Genomic DNA, 17,411 nt, shown 5'->3' on the forward strand with positions numbered 1-17,411 from the left:
CCTCGTAACTTAGCGAACGGGAGCGTTAAGATGCCACAACCGTATCACCTGTGTCTTTTTTCGACACAAAGATTGATCTTAGCCAGAGCCAGCGGGCTCACGCTTCATGATAAAAAGAAGACATTCGTCACTCAAAGAGATCCTTTTCAGTCAGAGCGAGCCATGCAAACAGAGCAGTCGTCACAGCGAACGGTTACACGGTTATGTATTCAATGCGGACTTTTTTTACTTCAGCATGGGGCAGAAAGCGCTCTGGTTGACGAGTTATCCACCCGACTCGGGCTGGCACTTGGCATGGATAGCGTAGAAAGCGCCATCTCCTCTAACGCTATCGTCCTGACCACCATTAAAGACGGGCAATGCCTGACATCAACGCGAAAAAATCAGGATCGCGGCATTAATATGCACGTCGTGACGGAAGTGCAGCACATTGTCATTTTGGCGGAACATAAACTGCTGGATATTAAAGGGGTAGAGAAACGCTTTAGCCAGATTAAGCCGCTACGCTATCCAAGATGGCTGGTCGCCTTCATGGTCGGTTTGTCCTGCGCCTGCTTTTGTAAACTCAATAACGGCGGATGGGATGGTGCGGTGATCACCTTTTTCGCCAGCAAGGTGGCAATGTATATCCGTCAGATTCTGGCATCCCGGCATTTGCACCCACAAATTAACTTTTGCATCACCGCGTTTGTGGCGACAACGATTTCTGGTCTGCTGCTGACGCTACCGACGTTTAGCCACACCCCGACCATCGCCATGGCCGCCAGCGTGCTGCTACTGGTTCCGGGCTTTCCGCTGATCAACTCCGTCGCGGATATGTTTAAGGGACACATTAATACCGGGCTCGCCCGCTGGGCAATTGCCAGTTTGCTTACACTGGCGACCTGCATTGGCGTAGTCATGTCGATGACCTTATGGGGGCTGCGCGGATGGGCGTGATCGATTTCATGTTGGCGTTAATGCAGGACATGATCCTGTCGGCGATCCCGGCGGTAGGCTTTGCCATGGTATTTAATGTCCCTCATCGGGCGCTCCCCTGGTGTGCGTTACTCGGCGCGCTCGGCCACGGTTCGCGAATGGTGATGATGAGCGCAGGGTTTAATATCGAATGGTCGACCTTTATGGCATCGCTGCTGGTCGGCTGCATTGGGATCCAGTGGTCGCGTTGGTATCTGGCACATCCGAAAGTCTTTACCGTTGCGGCAGTGATCCCGATGTTCCCAGGGATCTCCGCCTACACCGCCATGATCTCGGCGGTAAAAATCGGTCATTTTGGCTACAGCGAAGCGCTGATGATCACCCTGCTGACCAATTTCCTGAAAGCCTCATCGATCGTCGGCGCGCTCTCCATCGGACTATCCGTGCCAGGATTATGGCTGTATCGCAAACGCCCACGCGTTTGACGGTGCACTTTCTTTAATACCCTGCAGAGAGGGGAATCTCCCCCTCATCTGCTGCTCTCCTTCTTCTCTGTGTTACTATAAAAGCAGTCCCCTTCTCGGTTGTTGTTCAGTATTGAGAAACATTATGCCCTGCAAAATTTTGACGCCAGACGTCACTAGCATTGACGCCTTACTACACGATCACCACGCCGTGCTGGCCAAGTCTGCGGGTGGCGCCGTAGCCGTATTCGCTAACAATGCGCCAGCGTTTTACGCGGTGACGCCTGCGAGACTGGCTGAGCTGTTGGCGCTTGAGGAGAAACTGTCACGCCCGGGAAGCGATGTGACATTGGATGATCAATTTTATGAAGAGCCGCAAGCCGCTCCCGTTGCCGTACCAATGGGGAAATTTGCGATGTACGCTGCCTGGCAGCCTGATGCCGACTTTCAGCGTCAGGCTGCTTTATGGGGCGTAGCGTTGAAAGAGCCGGTTACTGCTGAAGAGCTGGCCTCATTTGTTGCCTACTGGCAGGCTGAAGGAAAAGTCTTTCACCATATTCAGTGGCAGCAAAAACTGGCGCGCAGCATTCAGATTGGACGGGCCAGCAATGGCGGAATGCCAAAGCGCGATGTGAACAGCGTCAGTGAACCTGACAGCCACATTCCACCGGGTTTTAGAGGATAACGATGAAAAACGTTGGCGACCTGATGAAACGTCTGCAAAAAATGATGCCACCTAATGTCGAGCCCGCCTTTAAAACGGGCGAAGAGCTGCTGGCATGGCAAAAAGAGCAAGGTGAAATTCGTGCCGCAGCGCTGGCCCGCGAAAACCGGGCGATGAAAATGCAGCGCACATTCAACCGCTCCGGTATCCGTCCGCTGCATCAGAACTGTTCGTTCGAAAACTATCGGGTAGAGTGCGAAGGTCAGATGAACGCCCTGAGCAAAGCCCGCCAGTATGTTGAAGAGTTTGACGGCAACATCGCCAGCTTTATCTTCTCCGGCAAACCCGGCACCGGCAAAAACCATTTAGCCGCCGCCATCTGCAACGAACTGTTGCTGCGTGGTAAGTCAGTGTTGATCATTACCGTGGCCGATATCATGTCGGCGATGAAAGAAACGTTCAGTAATCGTGAAACCAGCGAAGAACAGCTGCTCAACGATCTGAGCAATGTGGATCTGCTGGTGATCGACGAGATCGGCATGCAGACCGAATCCCGCTATGAAAAAGTGATCATTAATCAGATTGTCGATCGCCGTTCGTCCTCAAAACGTCCGACCGGTATGTTAACTAACAGCAATATGGATGAAATGAACAAGCTGCTGGGTGAGCGCGTGATGGATCGTATGCGCCTTGGCAACAGTCTGTGGGTCATTTTTAACTGGGAAAGCTACCGTAGTCGGGTAACCGGTAAAGAGTATTAACGTATTAGGACCACTCCTAAGACTGCCAGCGCTATACTGCGCTGAAAAGGCATAACACGAGTTGCATATAATGATGAAAACTACCAAACGTCTGCTGTGCTGTGCGCTTGCCGCCAGCACGCTCATCTCCACCAGCGTTTTCGCCGCCTCCTGGCAGGATTCGCTCTCCAGCGCGGCCAGTGAGCTGAGCAAACAAAGCTCCGGCTCGCAAAGCAGCTCGTCGCTCTCTTCCCTGACCAGCCTGCTGAACGGCAGCAATCAGTCTTTGACCTCCAGCAGCATGAATAACGTCGCCGGGATCCTGGAATACTGCGCTAAACAGAAACTGGCCTCGGTCACCGACGCGCAAAACGTCAAAAACCAGGTGCTGGATAAACTGGGACTCAGCGCGCCAGAGCAGAAACAAGATACCAACTATATGGACGGTATTCAGGGTCTGCTCAACGCCAAAGATGGTCAACAGCTGAACCTGAGCACGATCGGTAACAGCTCACTGGCACAGCAGGTAAAAACCAAGGCTTGCGATCTGGTGTTAAAACAGGGCATGAACTTCATTTCCTGACGCACGACATGCCGCGTATAACCTGCGCGGCATCTATTTATTTTCGACAATACATTCACATTCCAAATAAACAGTATTTCTCCACAAAAACGCGCATATCTAAACCAATTCTGAATAACAACGTAATTTAATGTCACTACAATTGCAGCAATGTAACAACGCTATTACATTGTTCTCTCACCAAATGATTAGCCTGCCAGGCAATTGCCCGGTTTACTGAGGATCGACCGTTGTCAGAATTAATCTCCATCACTCTGTTTCTCGCTTCAGTGCTGATTTATGCCTGGAAAGCGGGTCGCAACACCTGGTGGTTTGCCGCCACGTTAACGGTGCTGGGGATTTTTATTGTCTTGAATATCACGCTTTATGCCAGTGACTATTTCACCGGCGACGGGATCAATGACGCGGTTCTCTATACGCTGACCAACAGCCTGACCGGCGCAGGCATCGGCAAATATATCCTGCCGGGCGTTGGGATCGCGCTGGCGCTGACTACCGTTTTTGTCGCTCTCGGCTGGATCCTACGCCGCCGTCGCCATCATCCACATCATGTGGGTTACAGTCTGCTGGCCCTGCTGCTGGCGCTGGCCTCCGTTGACGCCAGCCCGGCGTTTCACCAGATAACCGAACTGGTGAAGTCGCAGTCACGCGATGGCGACCCGGATTTCCCGACGTATTATAAAGAGCCATCGAAAACCATTCCCAATCCGAAGCTGAACCTGGTGTATATCTACGGTGAGAGCCTCGAACGCACCTATTTTAATAACGACGCGTTCCCGGATCTGACCCCGGAACTCGGCGCGTTGAAAAACGAAGGTCTGGATTTCAGCAATACCATGCAGCTGCCGGGTACGGATTACACCATCGCGGGCATGGTCGCCTCCCAGTGCGGTATTCCGCTGTTTGCGCCGTTTGAAGGCAACGCCTCTGCGTCGGTTTCAAGTTTCTTCCCTAACAATATTTGTCTGGGCGATATCCTGAAAAACTCCGGCTATCAGAACTACTTTGTGCAGGGTGCCAACCTGCGCTTTGCTGGCAAAGACGTGTTCCTGAAATCTCACGGCTTTGACCATCTGTATGGTGCGGAAGAGTTAAAAAGCGTGGTAGCGGACCCGACCTATCGTAACGACTGGGGCTTCTACGACGATACCGTGCTGGACGAAGCGTGGAAAAAATTCGAAGAGCTTTCGCGCTCGGGCCAGCGTTTTTCACTGTTTACCCTGACCGTGGATACCCATCATCCGGATGGATTTATCTCCCGTAGCTGCAACCGTAAACGTTATGACATCGACGGGAAGGCCAACCAATCGTTCAGCGCGGTCAGCTGCAGCCAGGAAAACATTGCCGAATTTATCAATAAAATCAAAGCATCGCCGTGGTTTAAAGATACCGTTATCGTGGTGTCTTCCGATCATCTGGCGATGAACAACACCGCATGGAAGTATCTGAACAAGCAGGACCGCAACAACCTGTTCTTCGTACTGCGCGGCGATCAACCGCAACAGGACACGCTGGCGGTAAAGCGTAACACGATGGATAACGGCGCAACGGTACTGGATATTCTCGGCGGCGATAACTTTATCGGCCTTGGCCGCAGCAGCTTGTCGAGCGAATCCGTCTCGGAAGTGTTCCTGAACATCAAAGAAAAAATGCTGGCGTGGAAGCCCGATATCATTCGCCTGTGGAATTTCCCGAAAGAGATGAAAGAGTTCACCGTCGACCAGGACAAAAATATGATCTCTTTCTCCGGCAGTCATTTCCGCCTGCCGCTGCTGCTGCGCGTATCGGACAAACGCGTCGAGCCGCTGCCGGAAAGCGAATACTCGGCCCCGCTGCGCTTCCAGCTGGCAGATTTCGCCCCACGCGATAACTTCGTCTGGGTCGATCGCTGCTACAAAATGGCGCAACTGTGGGCGCCGGAGCTGGCACTCTCTACCGATTGGTGCGTATCACAGGGGCAACTGGGCGGACAGCAAATCGTACAGCACGTCGATAAAGCCAAGTGGAAAAGTAAAACCGTATTTAAAGACACGGTGATCGACATGGAGCGCTATAAAGGTAACGTCGATACGCTGAAAATTGTCGATAATGACATTCGCTACAAAGCAGATAGCTTCGTTTTCAACGTGGCGGGCGCGCCGGAAGAGGTCAAACAGTTTAGCGGCATTTCACGCCCCGAATCCTGGGGACGCTGGTCCAATGCGCAGCTCAGCGAAGAAGTAACGATTGAGTACAAAGCCCCGCTACCGAAGAAATTCGATCTGGTCATTACCGCGAAAGCCTTCGGTGACAATGCCAATCGTCCGATCCCCGTGCGCGTTGGCAACGAGGAGCAGACGCTGGTGTTAGGTCATGACGTCAGCACCACCACCTTACATTTTGATAACCCGGCGGATGCCGATACGCTGGTAATTGTTCCACCCGATCCGGTCGCCACCAACGAGGGCAATATTCTCGGTCACTCACCGCGTAAGCTGGGGATCGGGATGGTTGAAATCAAAGTCGTGGCTCAGGGTTCGTAACATGAAAGGCCTGATAGCGCTTTGCCTATCAGGCCTATCGTAAACCGAATGTATTGTCTGAAAAAAAACAGCGCCCAACACCACACCGGGCGCTGCATGGCAACCTTATTCCAGACCGTTCACCGCCTGGCGCATACCCTGCACCAGAATCATCTCCAGATTGGCCGTCACCTGCCCGGCAAGCCCAGGTAACAACGTCAAATCCTCTCCCCAGTGTGCCGCATCGCCAAGCACGGCATCCACCAGTTCACGCAACGTTAAATCGTTGCCAACTCGCGGCCACAGGCTGGCATACAGGCTTACCCACTGCTCATCATCCTGTATCGGATAGCGTTCCCCGTCGCGCTCTGCACGATAAAACGCCAGCAGCGCAGCGAGGGCAAACGTTAACCGCACGGGCCAGCGCCCATTGTGCTGACCCGCCAGCAGCTGCGGCAAAATTCGGGTGCGGAATTTGGTCATCCCGTTAAGCGCAATGGAAAGCAACTGGTGGCGAATGTAGGGGTTCTGAAAACGCCCGCTCACCGCATCGGCAAATTCACGCAATTCGTCCGCCGGGAGATCCAACACCGGAATAATCTCCTCACTAATCGCCCGCTCGACAAAGCGGCGGACATCAGCATCCTGCATCGCCTCGCCAACGGTCTCCAGCCCGCACAGCCACGCGACCGGCACCAGAGCCGTATGCGCACCATTGAGGATAGCGACCTTGCGCTCTTTGTACGGTTTGATATCGCTCACCACACGGATATTCAGCGGACACTGCGCCAGCTTCAGCTCCTCTGCCAGCCACTGCGGCCCCTGGATCACAAACAGGTAAAAATGCTCCGCGGTATCGAGAAACGCATCGTGATAGCCAAGCGTAGCCTCCAGCGTAGCGGCTTCTTCGCGCGGGTAGCCGGTGACAATGCGGTCGACCAGCGTGGAACAGAACGTGTTTGCCGTCTCCACCCAGTCGGCAAATGCCGGAGGAAGCTGCCACTCCTGCGCATACCGCAACACCAGCGTTTTGAGCGCCTCACCGTTATAGTCGATAAGCTCGCACGGGATAATTACCCAGCCCTTATCCACCGCGCCCGCAAAGTGGTTAAAACGCTCCAGCAACAGGCGTGTCAGCTTGGCCGGAAAACTCACCGGCGGCTCATCATCCACACGGTCAGCTGCGTGATAGCTAATTCCGGCTTCGGTGGTATTCGAAAACACAAAACGGATGTCCGCATTGTGCGCCAGCGCCAGATACGCCGCGAAATCCTGATACGGGTTGATTTCGTTATTCACCGAACGGATAAGCCGTGCCTCACTCACTGCCTCACCCTGCTCGTTTAGCCCGCGAATAAGCGTGGTATACAGCCCGTCCTGGGTATTCAGCGACGGCGGAAAATCGGTATTGATCGGGCGAACGATGGTCACGCCAGCGTTCAGATCGGTTTGCTCGTTGAGGATATCCAGTTGCCAGTCAACAAACGCCCGCAGGAAGTTACCTTCACCAAACTGGATCACGCGCGTTGGGTAGCTGGCCCCCGGAAAATCACGTCGATTCAATGTCTTCATCGCATTTCCCCTCTCAGAACGTGATCACGCCTTTAATCAGTTCACGATTGTTAATCACATCCCGTTCGTAGATTTCTGCCAGTGTGGCAAACGCGTAACGGTGCGTGAGCATCATGTCGGCGGTAAGTTTGCCTTCCGACATCAAACGGCCCACTTTGGCGAAATCTTCCGGCGTGGCGTTGCGACTGCCCATCATGGTGGTCTCTTTCTTGTGGAACTCAGGGTCAGAGAACTGTAAATCGCCTTTGAACAGCCCAACGAAAACGATGCTGCCGCCATGACGAATCAGATTCACCGTGTTGTTCATCGCATGCTGACTCCCCGTGGCATCAATAACCTTTTGCGCCAACGAACCGCCAAACTGGTCACGCAACTGCGTATCAAAATCTTCAGCGGATGGGTCGATAACCGGGAGTCCCAACCGGGAAGACACGTGCTCCCGGCGTGCTGGACTGGTATCGGCGACCACCACCTGTGCGCCATCGGCTTTGGCAATCGCTGCCGCCCCCAGACCAATCGGACCCGCGCCGACCACCAGCACCTGCTCACCCGGAGCCACCGCCGCCCGGCGTACCGCATGCGCGCTGATGGCGTAAGGCTCAATCAGCGCCGCCGCCTGCGGGTCAATCCCCTGCGCGTCCAACAGGTTGGTCACCGGAACGGACAGATATTCACTGAAACCGCCATCCTGGTGCACGCCAATCACTGAAATCTTCTCGCAGCAGTTGGTGCGCCCGCTCAGGCATGCCGGACACTGCTGGCAGGCCACGTAAGGAATAACCGCCACCTGCTGACCATTTTTCAGATTCTGTATATTCTTACCCAGACCGACAATTTCCCCACATATTTCATGCCCTAATACACGCGGGTAGCTGAAAAAAGGTTGATTGCCACCCCAGGCATGAATATCAGTACCACAAATTCCTACCGACTTAATTTTAATTAATGCTTCACCCTCACCCGGAATAGGTATTTCGCGCTCTTTCCAGACTAATTTTTTAGGTTCCTGGCAAATCAACGTATTCATCGTAGACATGATTCTGCTCTCCTGTTTTTTTGTTGCCTCAGATATCAACGAAAATAAAAAGGACGGAGAAAGCAGAAACACAATCTGTGAATTCCAGCGCATAAAAATGTTTTAAATCGGGTTTTAATAGATAAAAAGGAGAAGCCATGAGCCGTTCGCAGAACTTACGCCACAATGTGATTAACCAGATAATCGATGATATGGCGCGTGGTCATATCCCTTCCCCACTCCCCTCACAAAGCGCACTGGCGGAGATGTACAACATCAGCCGCACCACCGTGCGCCATATGCTGAGCCACTTAGGCGAGTGCGGCGTGCTGACCCAGGTCGGCAGCCACTATGTCATCGTGCGAAAACCCGACCATGACGACGGTTTTGCCTGCACCACCGCCTCCATGACCGAGCAAAACCGGATTTTTGAGCAGGCGTTTTTCACCATGATCAACCAGCGACAGCTGCGCGCAGGCGAGAGCTTCTCCGAACTGCAGCTTGCCAGAGCCGCAGGCGTCAGCCCGGTGGTAGTGCGGGAATATCTTTTAAAATTCGAGCGTTACAACCTGATTAAAAACGAAAAACGCGGTCAGTGGAGCATGAAGCAATTCGATCAGGCCTATGCTGAACAGCTGTTTGAACTCAGAGAGATGCTGGAAACGCATTCTCTGCAGCATTTCCTCAATCTGCCGGACGATGACCCACGCTGGTTGCAGGCTAAAACGCTGCTGGAGCGCCATCGGATCCTGCGCGACAGCATTGGCAGCAGCTTTCGCATGTTCTCGCAGTTAGATCGTGAGTTCCATGCTTTGCTACTCTCTGCTGCCGATAATGTATTTTTTAATCAATCACTTGAAATCATTTCCGTGATTTTCCACTTCCACTATCAGTGGGATGAGAGCGACCTCAAGCAGCGTAACATCATTGCCATTGATGAGCATATGACCATCCTCAGCGCGCTGATCTGTCGCAGCGACCTGGATGCCACCCTGGCGCTCTGTAACCATTTGAATTCAGCCAAACAATCGATGATTCGCTCCATCAACCAGGATCGTACCGTCGCGCATTAAGTACCGATAAAAAACAGCAAATCATTACCGGGAGCACGATTTTATAAAAATAAAAACGCCTGAAAAATACCTCTTGCCTATGCTCACGCTAAGTCGACTGCATTAAAAACTTTTGTGAGCGGTGATGAGCAAATTGATTCATCACTGGTATTTTTTTCAATACTGCACAGTCCTGCTGTGTGAAAAATAAATTATTGAGGTTCAGGAGTCCGGCGTGGAAAAAAATAATATTACCCTCGACCCAAGTTCTTCGTTTGGCACGTCGTCATCTGCGGATATTAATGTTCCGCCTGAGGGCATGGTGCAACGCAGTAGCCGAATTAAACGTATCCAGACCACAGCAATGATTTTATTATTTTTTGCTGCGGTGATTAATTACCTCGACCGCAGCTCACTGTCTGTCGCCAACTTAACGATTCGTGAAGAACTGGGGCTGAGCGCCACGCAAATCGGCGTGCTGCTGTCGGTATTCTCTCTCGCTTACGGTATTGCGCAACTGCCCTGCGGCCCGCTGCTGGATCGCAAAGGTCCGCGCATTATGCTGGGATTGGGGATGTTCTTCTGGTCGCTGTTTCAGGCGCTGTCCGGCATGGTGCACAGCTTCACCCAGTTTGTGTTGGTGCGTATCGGGATGGGGATTGGCGAAGCGCCAATGAACCCGTGCGGCGTAAAGGTCATCAACGACTGGTTTAACATCAAAGAGCGCGGCCGCCCGATGGGATTATTCAACGCCGCCTCCACCATCGGGGTTGCCATTAGCCCGCCGATTCTGGCTGCCATGATGCTGGTAATGGGCTGGCGCTGGATGTTCATCACCATTGGCGTGCTGGGTATTTTCCTCGCCATCGGCTGGTACATGCTGTATCGCAACCGCGAGCAAATTGAGCTGAGCGCCACGGAACAAGCGTACCTGAACGCCGGTAGCGTCAATGCCCGCCGCGATCCGCTGAGCTTTGCCGAATGGCGCAGCCTGTTCCGCAACCGTACCATGTGGGGCATGATGCTGGGCTTTAGCGGCATCAACTATACCGCATGGCTATACCTGGCCTGGCTGCCGGGCTACCTGCAAACCTCCTACAACCTGGATTTAAAAAGCACCGGATTAATGGCGGCGATCCCGTTCCTGTTTGGCGCAGCCGGCATGCTGATTAACGGTTTTGTCACCGACTGGCTGGTGAAAGGCGGTATGGCACCGATTAAGAGCCGTAAGATTTGTATTATCGCCGGGATGTTCTGCTCCGCAGCCTTCACCTTCGTCGTGCCGCAGGCCACAACGTCAATGGCCGCCGTGTTACTGATCGGTATGGCGCTGTTCTGTATCCACTTCGCAGGTACCTCGTGCTGGGGTCTGATCCACGTCGCCGTCGCCTCACGTATGACCGCTTCCGTGGGCAGTATCCAGAACTTTGCCAGCTTTATCTGCGCCTCGTTCGCACCGATCGTCACCGGTTTTATTGTTGATACCACCAACTCTTTCCGCCTGGCGCTGATCATCTGCGGCTGCGTCACCATGGTGGGTGCCCTCGCCTACATCTTCCTGGTTCGCCAACCCATCAGCGATCCGCGTAAAGATTAATCCTCCAGATGCCCGATAACACCACGTTTATCGGGCATGTTATGCTCCTCGTATGAACATCACCTTGCGCGCCACTACTCTGGCAGACACTGCCGCTCTTCCCGCCATCGAACGATCTGCGGGGCAACGTTTTTTACGCATCCCCGAACTGGCGTGGATTGCTGAAGACCAGATGTTATCCGCTGCTCAGCATCAGGCTTTTGCCGCCGCTGGCATGAGCTGGCTGGCGCAGGTCGATGCGCTTCCGGTCGGTTTTTTGGTTGCCGAAACGCTGGGGTCATCGCTGTTTATTGCTGAACTGTCGCTGCATCTGGAGTGGCAGGGAAAAGGAATTGGCCGCAGATTGATTGAGTATGTTGCCGAACAGGCGCACGCGAAAGGTTATACGTCGCTCACGCTGACCACCTTCCGCGATGTGCCGTGGAATGCGCCATGGTACGCGCGACTGGGATTTGAAATGCTGGCTGACGAGACGCTACCTGCAAAGTTGCGCCAGAAAAGAGAAGAGGAAGCGGCGCATGGACTGGCATTTGAATCGCGCTGCGCCATGCGCCTGATGTTGCGCTAATTGCCCGATGGCGGCTACGCCTTATCGGGCCTACGTAACATTTCCGGTAACCACGTATCTTTCCCGTAGGCCGGATAAGCGATAGCGCCATCCGGCAACCACGTAACTTTCCCCGTAGGCCGGATAAGCGACAGCGCCATCCGGCAACCACGTATCTTTCCCCGTAGGCCGGATAAGCGATAGCGCCATCCGGCAACCACGTAACTTTCCCGTAGGCCGGATAAGCGACAGCGCCATCCGGCAACCACGTATCTTTCCCCGTAGGCCGGATAAGCGATAGCGCCATCCGGCATCACAGGCTTAGAACGTTTCCCAGTTATCCCCGGCATCCGTTACCGCGGCTTTGCGCGGCTGGACCGTTGAAACCGGTTTAGCGGCCGCAACGTCACGCGCGCGCTGTTGGTCATGCTGGATACGGAACACGGCAACGGCCTGAGTCAGGCGGCTGGCCTGCTCTTCCAGCGCCGCAGCGGCGGCGGCGGATTCTTCCACCAGCGAGGCGTTCTGCTGCGTCACGCGATCCATCTCGGCAACGGCCAGACCCACCTGGTCAATACCGCGGCTCTGTTCATCAGAAGCAGAGGCGATTTCACCCATGATATCGGTCACGCGGGTTACCGCATTGACGATCTCATCCATGGTTTCACCGGCGCTTTCTACCAGCGTTGAACCAACATCCACGCGGCTGACCGAGTCTTCAATCAGGCTCTTGATCTCGCGCGCGGCCTGCGCACTACGCTGGGCCAGGTTACGCACTTCACCCGCAACCACCGCAAATCCACGGCCCTGCTCGCCCGCACGTGCTGCTTCTACCGCGGCGTTGAGCGCCAGAATGTTAGTCTGGAAAGCAATGCCGTCGATGACGCTGATAATGTCGGCGATTTTCTGCGAACTGGACGCGATGTCACGCATGGTTTGCACCACGTTATCCACCACTTTGCCGCCTTTCTGCGCGGTTTCAGAAGCACTCAGCGCCAGATGGCTGGCCTGACGCGCGTTTTCGGCGTTCTGCTTCACGGTCGCCGTCAGCTGTTCCATGCTGGCTGCGGTTTCTTCCAGAGATGCAGCCTGCTGCTCGGTACGAGAGGAGAGATCGTTATTGCCCATCGCAATCTCGCTGGCTCCGCTGTAAATCGCGTTGGCACCGTTACGCACGTCACCCACGGTATTCATCAGCTCACCCTGCATGTGACGCAGGCTTTCCGCCAGCTGTCCAATCTCGTTGGACCCTTCCACTTCAATACGTTTCACCAGGTCACCGCTGGCGATATGACGAATGCTGTCGATCAGACGGTTCATTGGAGAGATAAGGGTCAGCTTGATACCAAACCACACCGCAATAATCGCCGCCAGTACGGTAATCAGCACACAAACCAACACCCACATCGCCTGGCTGTAAGAGCTGTTGTTATCTGCCACTGCGATGTCATACAGGCGATCGTTCTGCTGCATGTAGTTGATATATTGCTTCTCAAAGCCATCCTGATAGCTCTGTGTCGGTTGATCAAAGAACGCGTTGATCTTCCCGTCACCCAGTAACTGGATCAGCTCCGCCAGCGCACCGTGATAGATGTCATAGGTGCGATTGATCTCCTGGAAAGCGGCTTCGCTTTGGCGTGGATCGCGCGGGAGCGACTCGTAAATCGCCCAGTTTTTTTCCGTCAGTTTCAGCGCCGTACTCGCCACCTGCATCAGCTCGGCAACGGTCGCGCCGCTGCCGATATTGCTCTGATCCATCATGTAGCGAATGCCTGCCCGGTTCAGGGTGTTACGCGTTTGCAGCAGCTCAACCCAGGTGGCGTTCAGCGCAGACTGTTGCTGGCGAATGGTTTGCAGAACGGTAAAGTTCTCTTTGTCATTCTTAAGTGAGTTAAAAAACAAGCCGCCCGAGGCGAGCTGTAAAAGGCCAAATAGCGCCAATACCAGCAGTAAGCTGGTAACAATCTTCATTCGTTTTAACATGTTTTCTCTTTCCGCTAGACAGATGTCAGAATTTTCGGCCTGGAAAGGGAAAACTTTATGAAATTTGTGCTAGTTGAATCGATCTCAGCATCGACGATTCGTCGATCCACGCCGTCTGCCAAAGCGCTAAGCGGGTTTATTAGTGATCTCAATCACATAAATTTCCCCGTTCCCCCCGCAGTTTACCGCTCACTGACACTTGAGACCGCTTAAGCTGACATACAACCGCTCACTTATTTACCTTACTTTACGCGCGTAATTCTCTGGCAAGATCCCCCCAACATAGCAGTCAATTTACCTCCTCAAACACAAGATCAAACCCACGCGGCTTCGGCCAATTATTAATTAGATACCAGGTTTTACTATGGATACGAAAAAGATATTCAAGCACATACCCTGGGTGATTCTCGGAATCATCGGTGCATTCTGCCTCTCGGTAGTGGCATTACGTCGGGGTGAACACATTAGTGCCCTGTGGATCGTGGTCGCCTCAGTTTCTGTTTATCTGGTGGCCTATCGTTACTACAGCCTGTACATCGCCCAAAAGGTGATGAAACTTGACCCAACGCGTGCTACGCCGGCGGTCATCAACAATGACGGTCTGAACTACGTTCCAACCAACCGTAACGTCTTGTTTGGTCACCACTTTGCCGCTATCGCAGGTGCAGGTCCGCTGGTTGGGCCGGTATTGGCTGCGCAGATGGGCTACCTGCCTGGTACGCTGTGGCTGCTGGCAGGCGTCGTGCTGGCCGGTGCGGTGCAGGACTTCATGGTGCTGTTTATCTCTTCCCGCCGTAACGGTGCATCTCTGGGTGAGATGATCAAAGAAGAGATGGGCCCGATACCGGGAACCATTGCGCTGTTCGGCTGCTTCTTAATCATGATCATCATCCTCGCAGTACTGGCGTTGATCGTGGTGAAAGCGCTGGCAGAAAGCCCGTGGGGTGTGTTCACCGTCTGCTCAACCGTACCTATCGCGTTGTTCATGGGGATCTATATGCGATTCCTGCGACCGGGACGCGTGGGCGAAGTGTCGGTGATTGGTATTGTGCTGCTGGTTGCCTCTATCTACTTCGGCGGCGTGATTGCGCACGACCCGTACTGGGGCCCGGCGCTGACCTTTAAAGACACCACCATTACCTTTACCCTGATCGGCTACGCATTTATCTCTGCGCTGCTGCCGGTATGGCTGATCCTCGCCCCGCGCGACTATCTGGCTACCTTCCTGAAAATCGGCGTTATCGTCGGTCTGGCGGTGGGGATTGTTATCCTCAACCCGGAACTGAAAATGCCGGCAATGACGCAGTACGTTGATGGTACTGGCCCGCTGTGGAAAGGCGCTCTGTTCCCGTTCCTGTTCATCACCATCGCGTGTGGTGCGGTATCTGGCTTCCACGCGCTGATTGCTTCCGGTACCACACCGAAGCTGCTGGCCTGTGAAACCGATGCGCGTTTTATCGGTTACGGCGCAATGCTGATGGAATCCTTTGTCGCAATTATGGCGCTGGTTGCCGCGTCTATCATCGAACCAGGTCTGTACTTCGCGATGAACACCCCGCCTGCGGGCCTTGGCATCACCATGCCGAACCTGCATGAAATGAGCGGCGAAAACGCACCGCTGATTATGGCGCAGTTGAAAGACGTCACCGCACATGCGGCAGCGACCGTCAGCTCCTGGGGCTTCGTCATTTCGCCTGAGCAGATCCTGCAAACCGCGAAAGACATCGGTGAACCGTCCGTTCTGAACCGCGCAGGTGGCGCACCGACGCTGGCTGTTGGTATCGCTCACGTGTTCCACAAAGTGCTGCCGATGGCTGATATGGGCTTCTGGTACCACTTCGGTATTCTGTTCGAAGCGCTGTTCATCCTGACCGCACTGGATGCCGGTACCCGTTCTGGCCGCTTTATGCTGCAGGATTTGCTGGGTAACTTCGTGCCGTTCCTGAAGAAAACCGACTCCCTGGTTGCGGGTATCATCGGTACTGCGGGCTGCGTAGGCCTGTGGGGTTACCTGCTGTATCAGGGCGTTGTTGACCCGCTGGGCGGCGTTAAGAGCCTGTGGCCGCTGTTCGGTATCTCTAACCAGATGCTGGCTGCCGTGGCACTGGTTCTGGGCACCGTGGTGCTGGTTAAAATGCAGCGCACCAAATACATCTGGGTTACCGTTGTTCCGGCTGTATGGCTGCTTATCTGCACCACCTGGGCGCTGGGTCTGAAACTGTTCAGCACCAACCCGCAGATGGAAGGCTTCTTCTTCATGGCGAATCAGTACAAAGAGAAGATTGCTAACGGCGGCGAACTGACCGCTCAGCAGATTGCCAACATGAACCACATCGTCGTCAACAACTACACCAACGCAGGTCTGAGTATTCTGTTCCTGGTGGTGGTGTACAGCATCATTTTCTACGGGTTCCGTACCTGGCAGAAAGCCCGCGCCATCAACGGTCGCTCTGATAAAGAGACACCGTATGTACCGGTGCCGGAAGGCGGCGTGAAGACCTCTTCACACCACTAAGATGTATTCAGCCCCGCTCCGGCGGGGCTTTTCGCTTATCAGGATTGTTTATGTTTGGTACTTTAGGGCAAGCTAAAAAATATCTCGGTCAGGCGGCAAAGATGCTGATTGGCATTCCGGACTACGACAACTACGTCGAGCACATGAAGACCAACCATCCCGATAAGCCGTACATGACCTACGAAGAATTCTTCCGCGAGCGCCAGGAAGCCCGCTACGGTAGCGGCGGAAGCAGTTGCTGTTAGAAGGAGAAGTGAATGACCCCGATTGCAGTTACCCTACTCACCGGTTTTCTTGGCGCGGGTAAAACCACCCTGCTGCGCCATATTCTCAACGAGCAGCACGGTTACAAGATTGCCGTTATCGAAAACGAATTCGGTGAAGTCTCGGTGGACGATCAGCTGATTGGCGATCGCGCCACGCAGATCAAAACCCTGACCAACGGCTGTATTTGCTGTACCCGCTCCAGTGAACTGGAAGACGCATTGTTAGACCTGCTCGACAACCTCGACAAAGGCGCCATCAATTTCGACCGTCTGGTGATCGAGTGCACCGGCATGGCCGACCCCGGCCCGATTATTCAGACCTTTTTCTCCCATGAAGTGATTTGCGAACGCTACCTGCTGGACGGCGTAATTGCGCTGGTTGACGCGGTACATGCCGACGAGCAGATGAACCAGTTCACCATCGCCCAGTCGCAGGTAGGCTACGCAGACCGGATCCTGCTGACCAAAACCGACGTCGCAGGTGAAAGTGAAAAACTGCGTGAGCGCCTGGCGCGCATCAACGCCCGTGCGCCGATTTACACCGTGACGCATGGTGATATCGACCTCTCCCTGCTGTTCGATACCAACGGTTTTATGCTGGAAGAGAACGTAGTCAGCGCCAAACCGCGCTTCCACTTTATCGCCGACAAGCAAAACGATATCTCCTCGATCGTCGTCGAGCTGGATTACCCGGTAAACATCAGCGACGTGTCGCGAGTGATGGAAAACCTGCTGCTGGAATCCGCCGAGAAGCTGCTGCGCTACAAAGGTATGCTGTGGATTGAAGGCGAGCCAAACCGCCTGCTGTTCCAGGGCGTCCAGCGCCTGTACAGCGCCGACTGGGACCGCCCGTGGGGCGACGAAACACCGCACAGCCTGCTGGTGTTTATCGGCATTAACCTGCCGGAAGACGAGATCAGAGCTGCGTTTGCGGGATTGAAGAAGTAATCCCCTGCTGAATTGCCCGGTGGCGCTACGCTTACCGGGCATGGAA

At 54.1% G+C, this 17,411-nt stretch carries 16 protein-coding genes; 12 read left to right on the forward strand and 4 right to left on the reverse strand.

Translation table 11 applies throughout. The features are described from left to right. The first annotated feature begins 162 nt into the window (after positions 1 to 162). From ACHHZ7_RS07430 to opgB, 6 genes are all read left to right on the forward strand, one after another. The gene (locus ACHHZ7_RS07430) at positions 163 to 939 is read left to right on the forward strand and encodes a threonine/serine exporter ThrE family protein (protein ID WP_060682789.1); all 777 of its coding nucleotides are present in this window, start codon (positions 163 to 165) and stop codon (positions 937 to 939) included. Beyond that, positions 930 to 1,403: a threonine/serine exporter gene (locus ACHHZ7_RS07435; protein WP_057067025.1), complete on the forward strand. Its 474-nt coding sequence runs from the start codon at positions 930 to 932 to the stop codon at positions 1,401 to 1,403. The genes ACHHZ7_RS07430 and ACHHZ7_RS07435 overlap by 10 nt, the downstream gene beginning before the upstream one ends. A 124-nt stretch (positions 1,404 to 1,527) precedes the next feature. After that, positions 1,528 to 2,067 (forward strand): primosomal protein DnaT, encoded by a 540-nt coding sequence (dnaT, locus tag ACHHZ7_RS07440; RefSeq protein ID WP_060682790.1) that lies wholly within the window; start codon positions 1,528 to 1,530, stop codon positions 2,065 to 2,067. A 2-nt stretch (positions 2,068 to 2,069) separates the two neighbouring features. Then, the gene (gene dnaC, locus ACHHZ7_RS07445; protein WP_003019133.1) at positions 2,070 to 2,807 is read left to right on the forward strand and encodes a DNA replication protein DnaC; all 738 of its coding nucleotides are present in this window, start codon (positions 2,070 to 2,072) and stop codon (positions 2,805 to 2,807) included. Positions 2,808 to 2,877: 70 nt separating this feature from the next. Beyond that, complete coding sequence (locus tag ACHHZ7_RS07450; RefSeq protein WP_048236182.1) at positions 2,878 to 3,369, forward strand: DUF2501 domain-containing protein; 492 nt, start codon at positions 2,878 to 2,880, stop codon at positions 3,367 to 3,369. A gap of 230 nt (positions 3,370 to 3,599) precedes the next feature. Continuing rightward, the gene (gene opgB, locus ACHHZ7_RS07455) at positions 3,600 to 5,891 is read left to right on the forward strand and encodes a phosphatidylglycerol--membrane-oligosaccharide glycerophosphotransferase (RefSeq protein ID WP_008786114.1); all 2,292 of its coding nucleotides are present in this window, start codon (positions 3,600 to 3,602) and stop codon (positions 5,889 to 5,891) included. A gap of 105 nt (positions 5,892 to 5,996) precedes the next feature. Here opgB and ACHHZ7_RS07460 read toward each other — a convergent pair whose 3' ends face one another. Both ACHHZ7_RS07460 and ACHHZ7_RS07465 read right to left on the reverse strand, forming a co-directional pair. Next, on the reverse strand, positions 5,997 to 7,442 hold the full coding sequence (locus ACHHZ7_RS07460) for a tagaturonate reductase (protein WP_048236184.1): 1,446 nt from the start codon (positions 7,440 to 7,442) through the stop codon (positions 5,997 to 5,999). 13 nt (positions 7,443 to 7,455) lie between these two features. Then, complete coding sequence (locus ACHHZ7_RS07465) at positions 7,456 to 8,478, reverse strand: zinc-binding alcohol dehydrogenase family protein (RefSeq protein WP_060682791.1); 1,023 nt, start codon at positions 8,476 to 8,478, stop codon at positions 7,456 to 7,458. Positions 8,479 to 8,615: 137 nt separating this feature from the next. Between ACHHZ7_RS07465 and ACHHZ7_RS07470 the strand changes: the two genes are divergently transcribed. The 3 genes from ACHHZ7_RS07470 to ACHHZ7_RS07480 all read left to right on the forward strand — a co-directional run bounded on the left by ACHHZ7_RS07470 (position 8,616) and on the right by ACHHZ7_RS07480 (position 11,674). Then, positions 8,616 to 9,530, forward strand: coding sequence for a GntR family transcriptional regulator (locus ACHHZ7_RS07470; RefSeq protein WP_048236185.1), 915 nt, complete (start codon positions 8,616 to 8,618; stop codon positions 9,528 to 9,530). A gap of 214 nt (positions 9,531 to 9,744) precedes the next feature. Next, positions 9,745 to 11,106, forward strand: coding sequence for an MFS transporter (locus tag ACHHZ7_RS07475; RefSeq protein ID WP_003830025.1), 1,362 nt, complete (start codon positions 9,745 to 9,747; stop codon positions 11,104 to 11,106). 52 nt (positions 11,107 to 11,158) lie between these two features. Continuing rightward, on the forward strand, positions 11,159 to 11,674 hold the full coding sequence (locus ACHHZ7_RS07480) for a GNAT family N-acetyltransferase (RefSeq protein ID WP_048236186.1): 516 nt from the start codon (positions 11,159 to 11,161) through the stop codon (positions 11,672 to 11,674). Positions 11,675 to 11,688: 14 nt separating this feature from the next. On the opposite strand, the gene ACHHZ7_RS07485 is transcribed toward ACHHZ7_RS07480, so the two are convergent. Both ACHHZ7_RS07485 and tsr read right to left on the reverse strand, forming a co-directional pair. Then, complete coding sequence (locus ACHHZ7_RS07485) at positions 11,689 to 12,003, reverse strand: hypothetical protein (protein ID WP_192463936.1); 315 nt, start codon at positions 12,001 to 12,003, stop codon at positions 11,689 to 11,691. After that, positions 11,975 to 13,636 carry a methyl-accepting chemotaxis protein gene (gene tsr / locus ACHHZ7_RS07490; protein WP_008786110.1) on the reverse strand — a complete coding sequence of 554 codons (1,662 nt, stop codon included), beginning with the start codon at positions 13,634 to 13,636 and terminating at the stop codon, positions 11,975 to 11,977. Before tsr ends, ACHHZ7_RS07485 begins: the two co-directional genes overlap by 29 nt. 364 nt (positions 13,637 to 14,000) lie before the next feature. Here tsr and btsT point away from each other — a divergent pair, with 364 nt between their 5' ends. From btsT to yjiA, 3 genes are read left to right on the forward strand one after another with little or no spacing between them, the layout of a single operon-like run. Next, positions 14,001 to 16,151 (forward strand): pyruvate/proton symporter BtsT, encoded by a 2,151-nt coding sequence (btsT, locus tag ACHHZ7_RS07495; RefSeq protein WP_003830033.1) that lies wholly within the window; start codon positions 14,001 to 14,003, stop codon positions 16,149 to 16,151. A gap of 50 nt (positions 16,152 to 16,201) precedes the next feature. Next, a complete protein-coding gene (locus ACHHZ7_RS07500) occupies positions 16,202 to 16,396 on the forward strand; it encodes a YbdD/YjiX family protein (RefSeq protein ID WP_003830038.1) in 195 nt (64 codons plus the stop codon). Positions 16,397 to 16,408: 12 nt separating this feature from the next. Further along, the gene (gene yjiA / locus ACHHZ7_RS07505) at positions 16,409 to 17,365 is read left to right on the forward strand and encodes a GTPase (RefSeq protein ID WP_060682792.1); all 957 of its coding nucleotides are present in this window, start codon (positions 16,409 to 16,411) and stop codon (positions 17,363 to 17,365) included. The last annotated feature ends 46 nt before the right edge of the window (positions 17,366 to 17,411 follow it).

This window comes from Citrobacter freundii complex sp. 2024EL-00216 (assembly GCF_043945515.1).
GTDB classification, from domain to species: domain Bacteria; phylum Pseudomonadota; class Gammaproteobacteria; order Enterobacterales; family Enterobacteriaceae; genus Citrobacter; species Citrobacter portucalensis.

What these genes read in the sequence shown, in the direction of transcription:
- ACHHZ7_RS07430 (WP_060682789.1), top strand. Translation starts at nt 163, where the DNA reads ATGCAAACAGAGCAGTCGTCACAGCGAACGGTTACACGGTTATGTATT.
- ACHHZ7_RS07435 (WP_057067025.1), top strand. Translation starts at nt 930, where the DNA reads ATGGGCGTGATCGATTTCATGTTGGCGTTAATGCAGGACATGATCCTG.
- dnaT (WP_060682790.1), top strand. Translation starts at nt 1,528, where the DNA reads ATGCCCTGCAAAATTTTGACGCCAGACGTCACTAGCATTGACGCCTTA.
- dnaC (WP_003019133.1), top strand. Translation starts at nt 2,070, where the DNA reads ATGAAAAACGTTGGCGACCTGATGAAACGTCTGCAAAAAATGATGCCA.
- ACHHZ7_RS07450 (WP_048236182.1), top strand. Translation starts at nt 2,878, where the DNA reads ATGATGAAAACTACCAAACGTCTGCTGTGCTGTGCGCTTGCCGCCAGC.
- ACHHZ7_RS07460 (WP_048236184.1), bottom strand. Translation starts at nt 7,442, where the DNA reads ATGAAGACATTGAATCGACGTGATTTTCCGGGGGCCAGCTACCCAACG.
- ACHHZ7_RS07465 (WP_060682791.1), bottom strand. Translation starts at nt 8,478, where the DNA reads ATGTCTACGATGAATACGTTGATTTGCCAGGAACCTAAAAAATTAGTC.
- ACHHZ7_RS07470 (WP_048236185.1), top strand. Translation starts at nt 8,616, where the DNA reads ATGAGCCGTTCGCAGAACTTACGCCACAATGTGATTAACCAGATAATC.
- ACHHZ7_RS07480 (WP_048236186.1), top strand. Translation starts at nt 11,159, where the DNA reads ATGAACATCACCTTGCGCGCCACTACTCTGGCAGACACTGCCGCTCTT.
- ACHHZ7_RS07485 (WP_192463936.1), bottom strand. Translation starts at nt 12,003, where the DNA reads ATGCCGGGGATAACTGGGAAACGTTCTAAGCCTGTGATGCCGGATGGC.
- tsr (WP_008786110.1), bottom strand. Translation starts at nt 13,636, where the DNA reads ATGTTAAAACGAATGAAGATTGTTACCAGCTTACTGCTGGTATTGGCG.
- btsT (WP_003830033.1), top strand. Translation starts at nt 14,001, where the DNA reads ATGGATACGAAAAAGATATTCAAGCACATACCCTGGGTGATTCTCGGA.
- ACHHZ7_RS07500 (WP_003830038.1), top strand. Translation starts at nt 16,202, where the DNA reads ATGTTTGGTACTTTAGGGCAAGCTAAAAAATATCTCGGTCAGGCGGCA.
- yjiA (WP_060682792.1), top strand. Translation starts at nt 16,409, where the DNA reads ATGACCCCGATTGCAGTTACCCTACTCACCGGTTTTCTTGGCGCGGGT.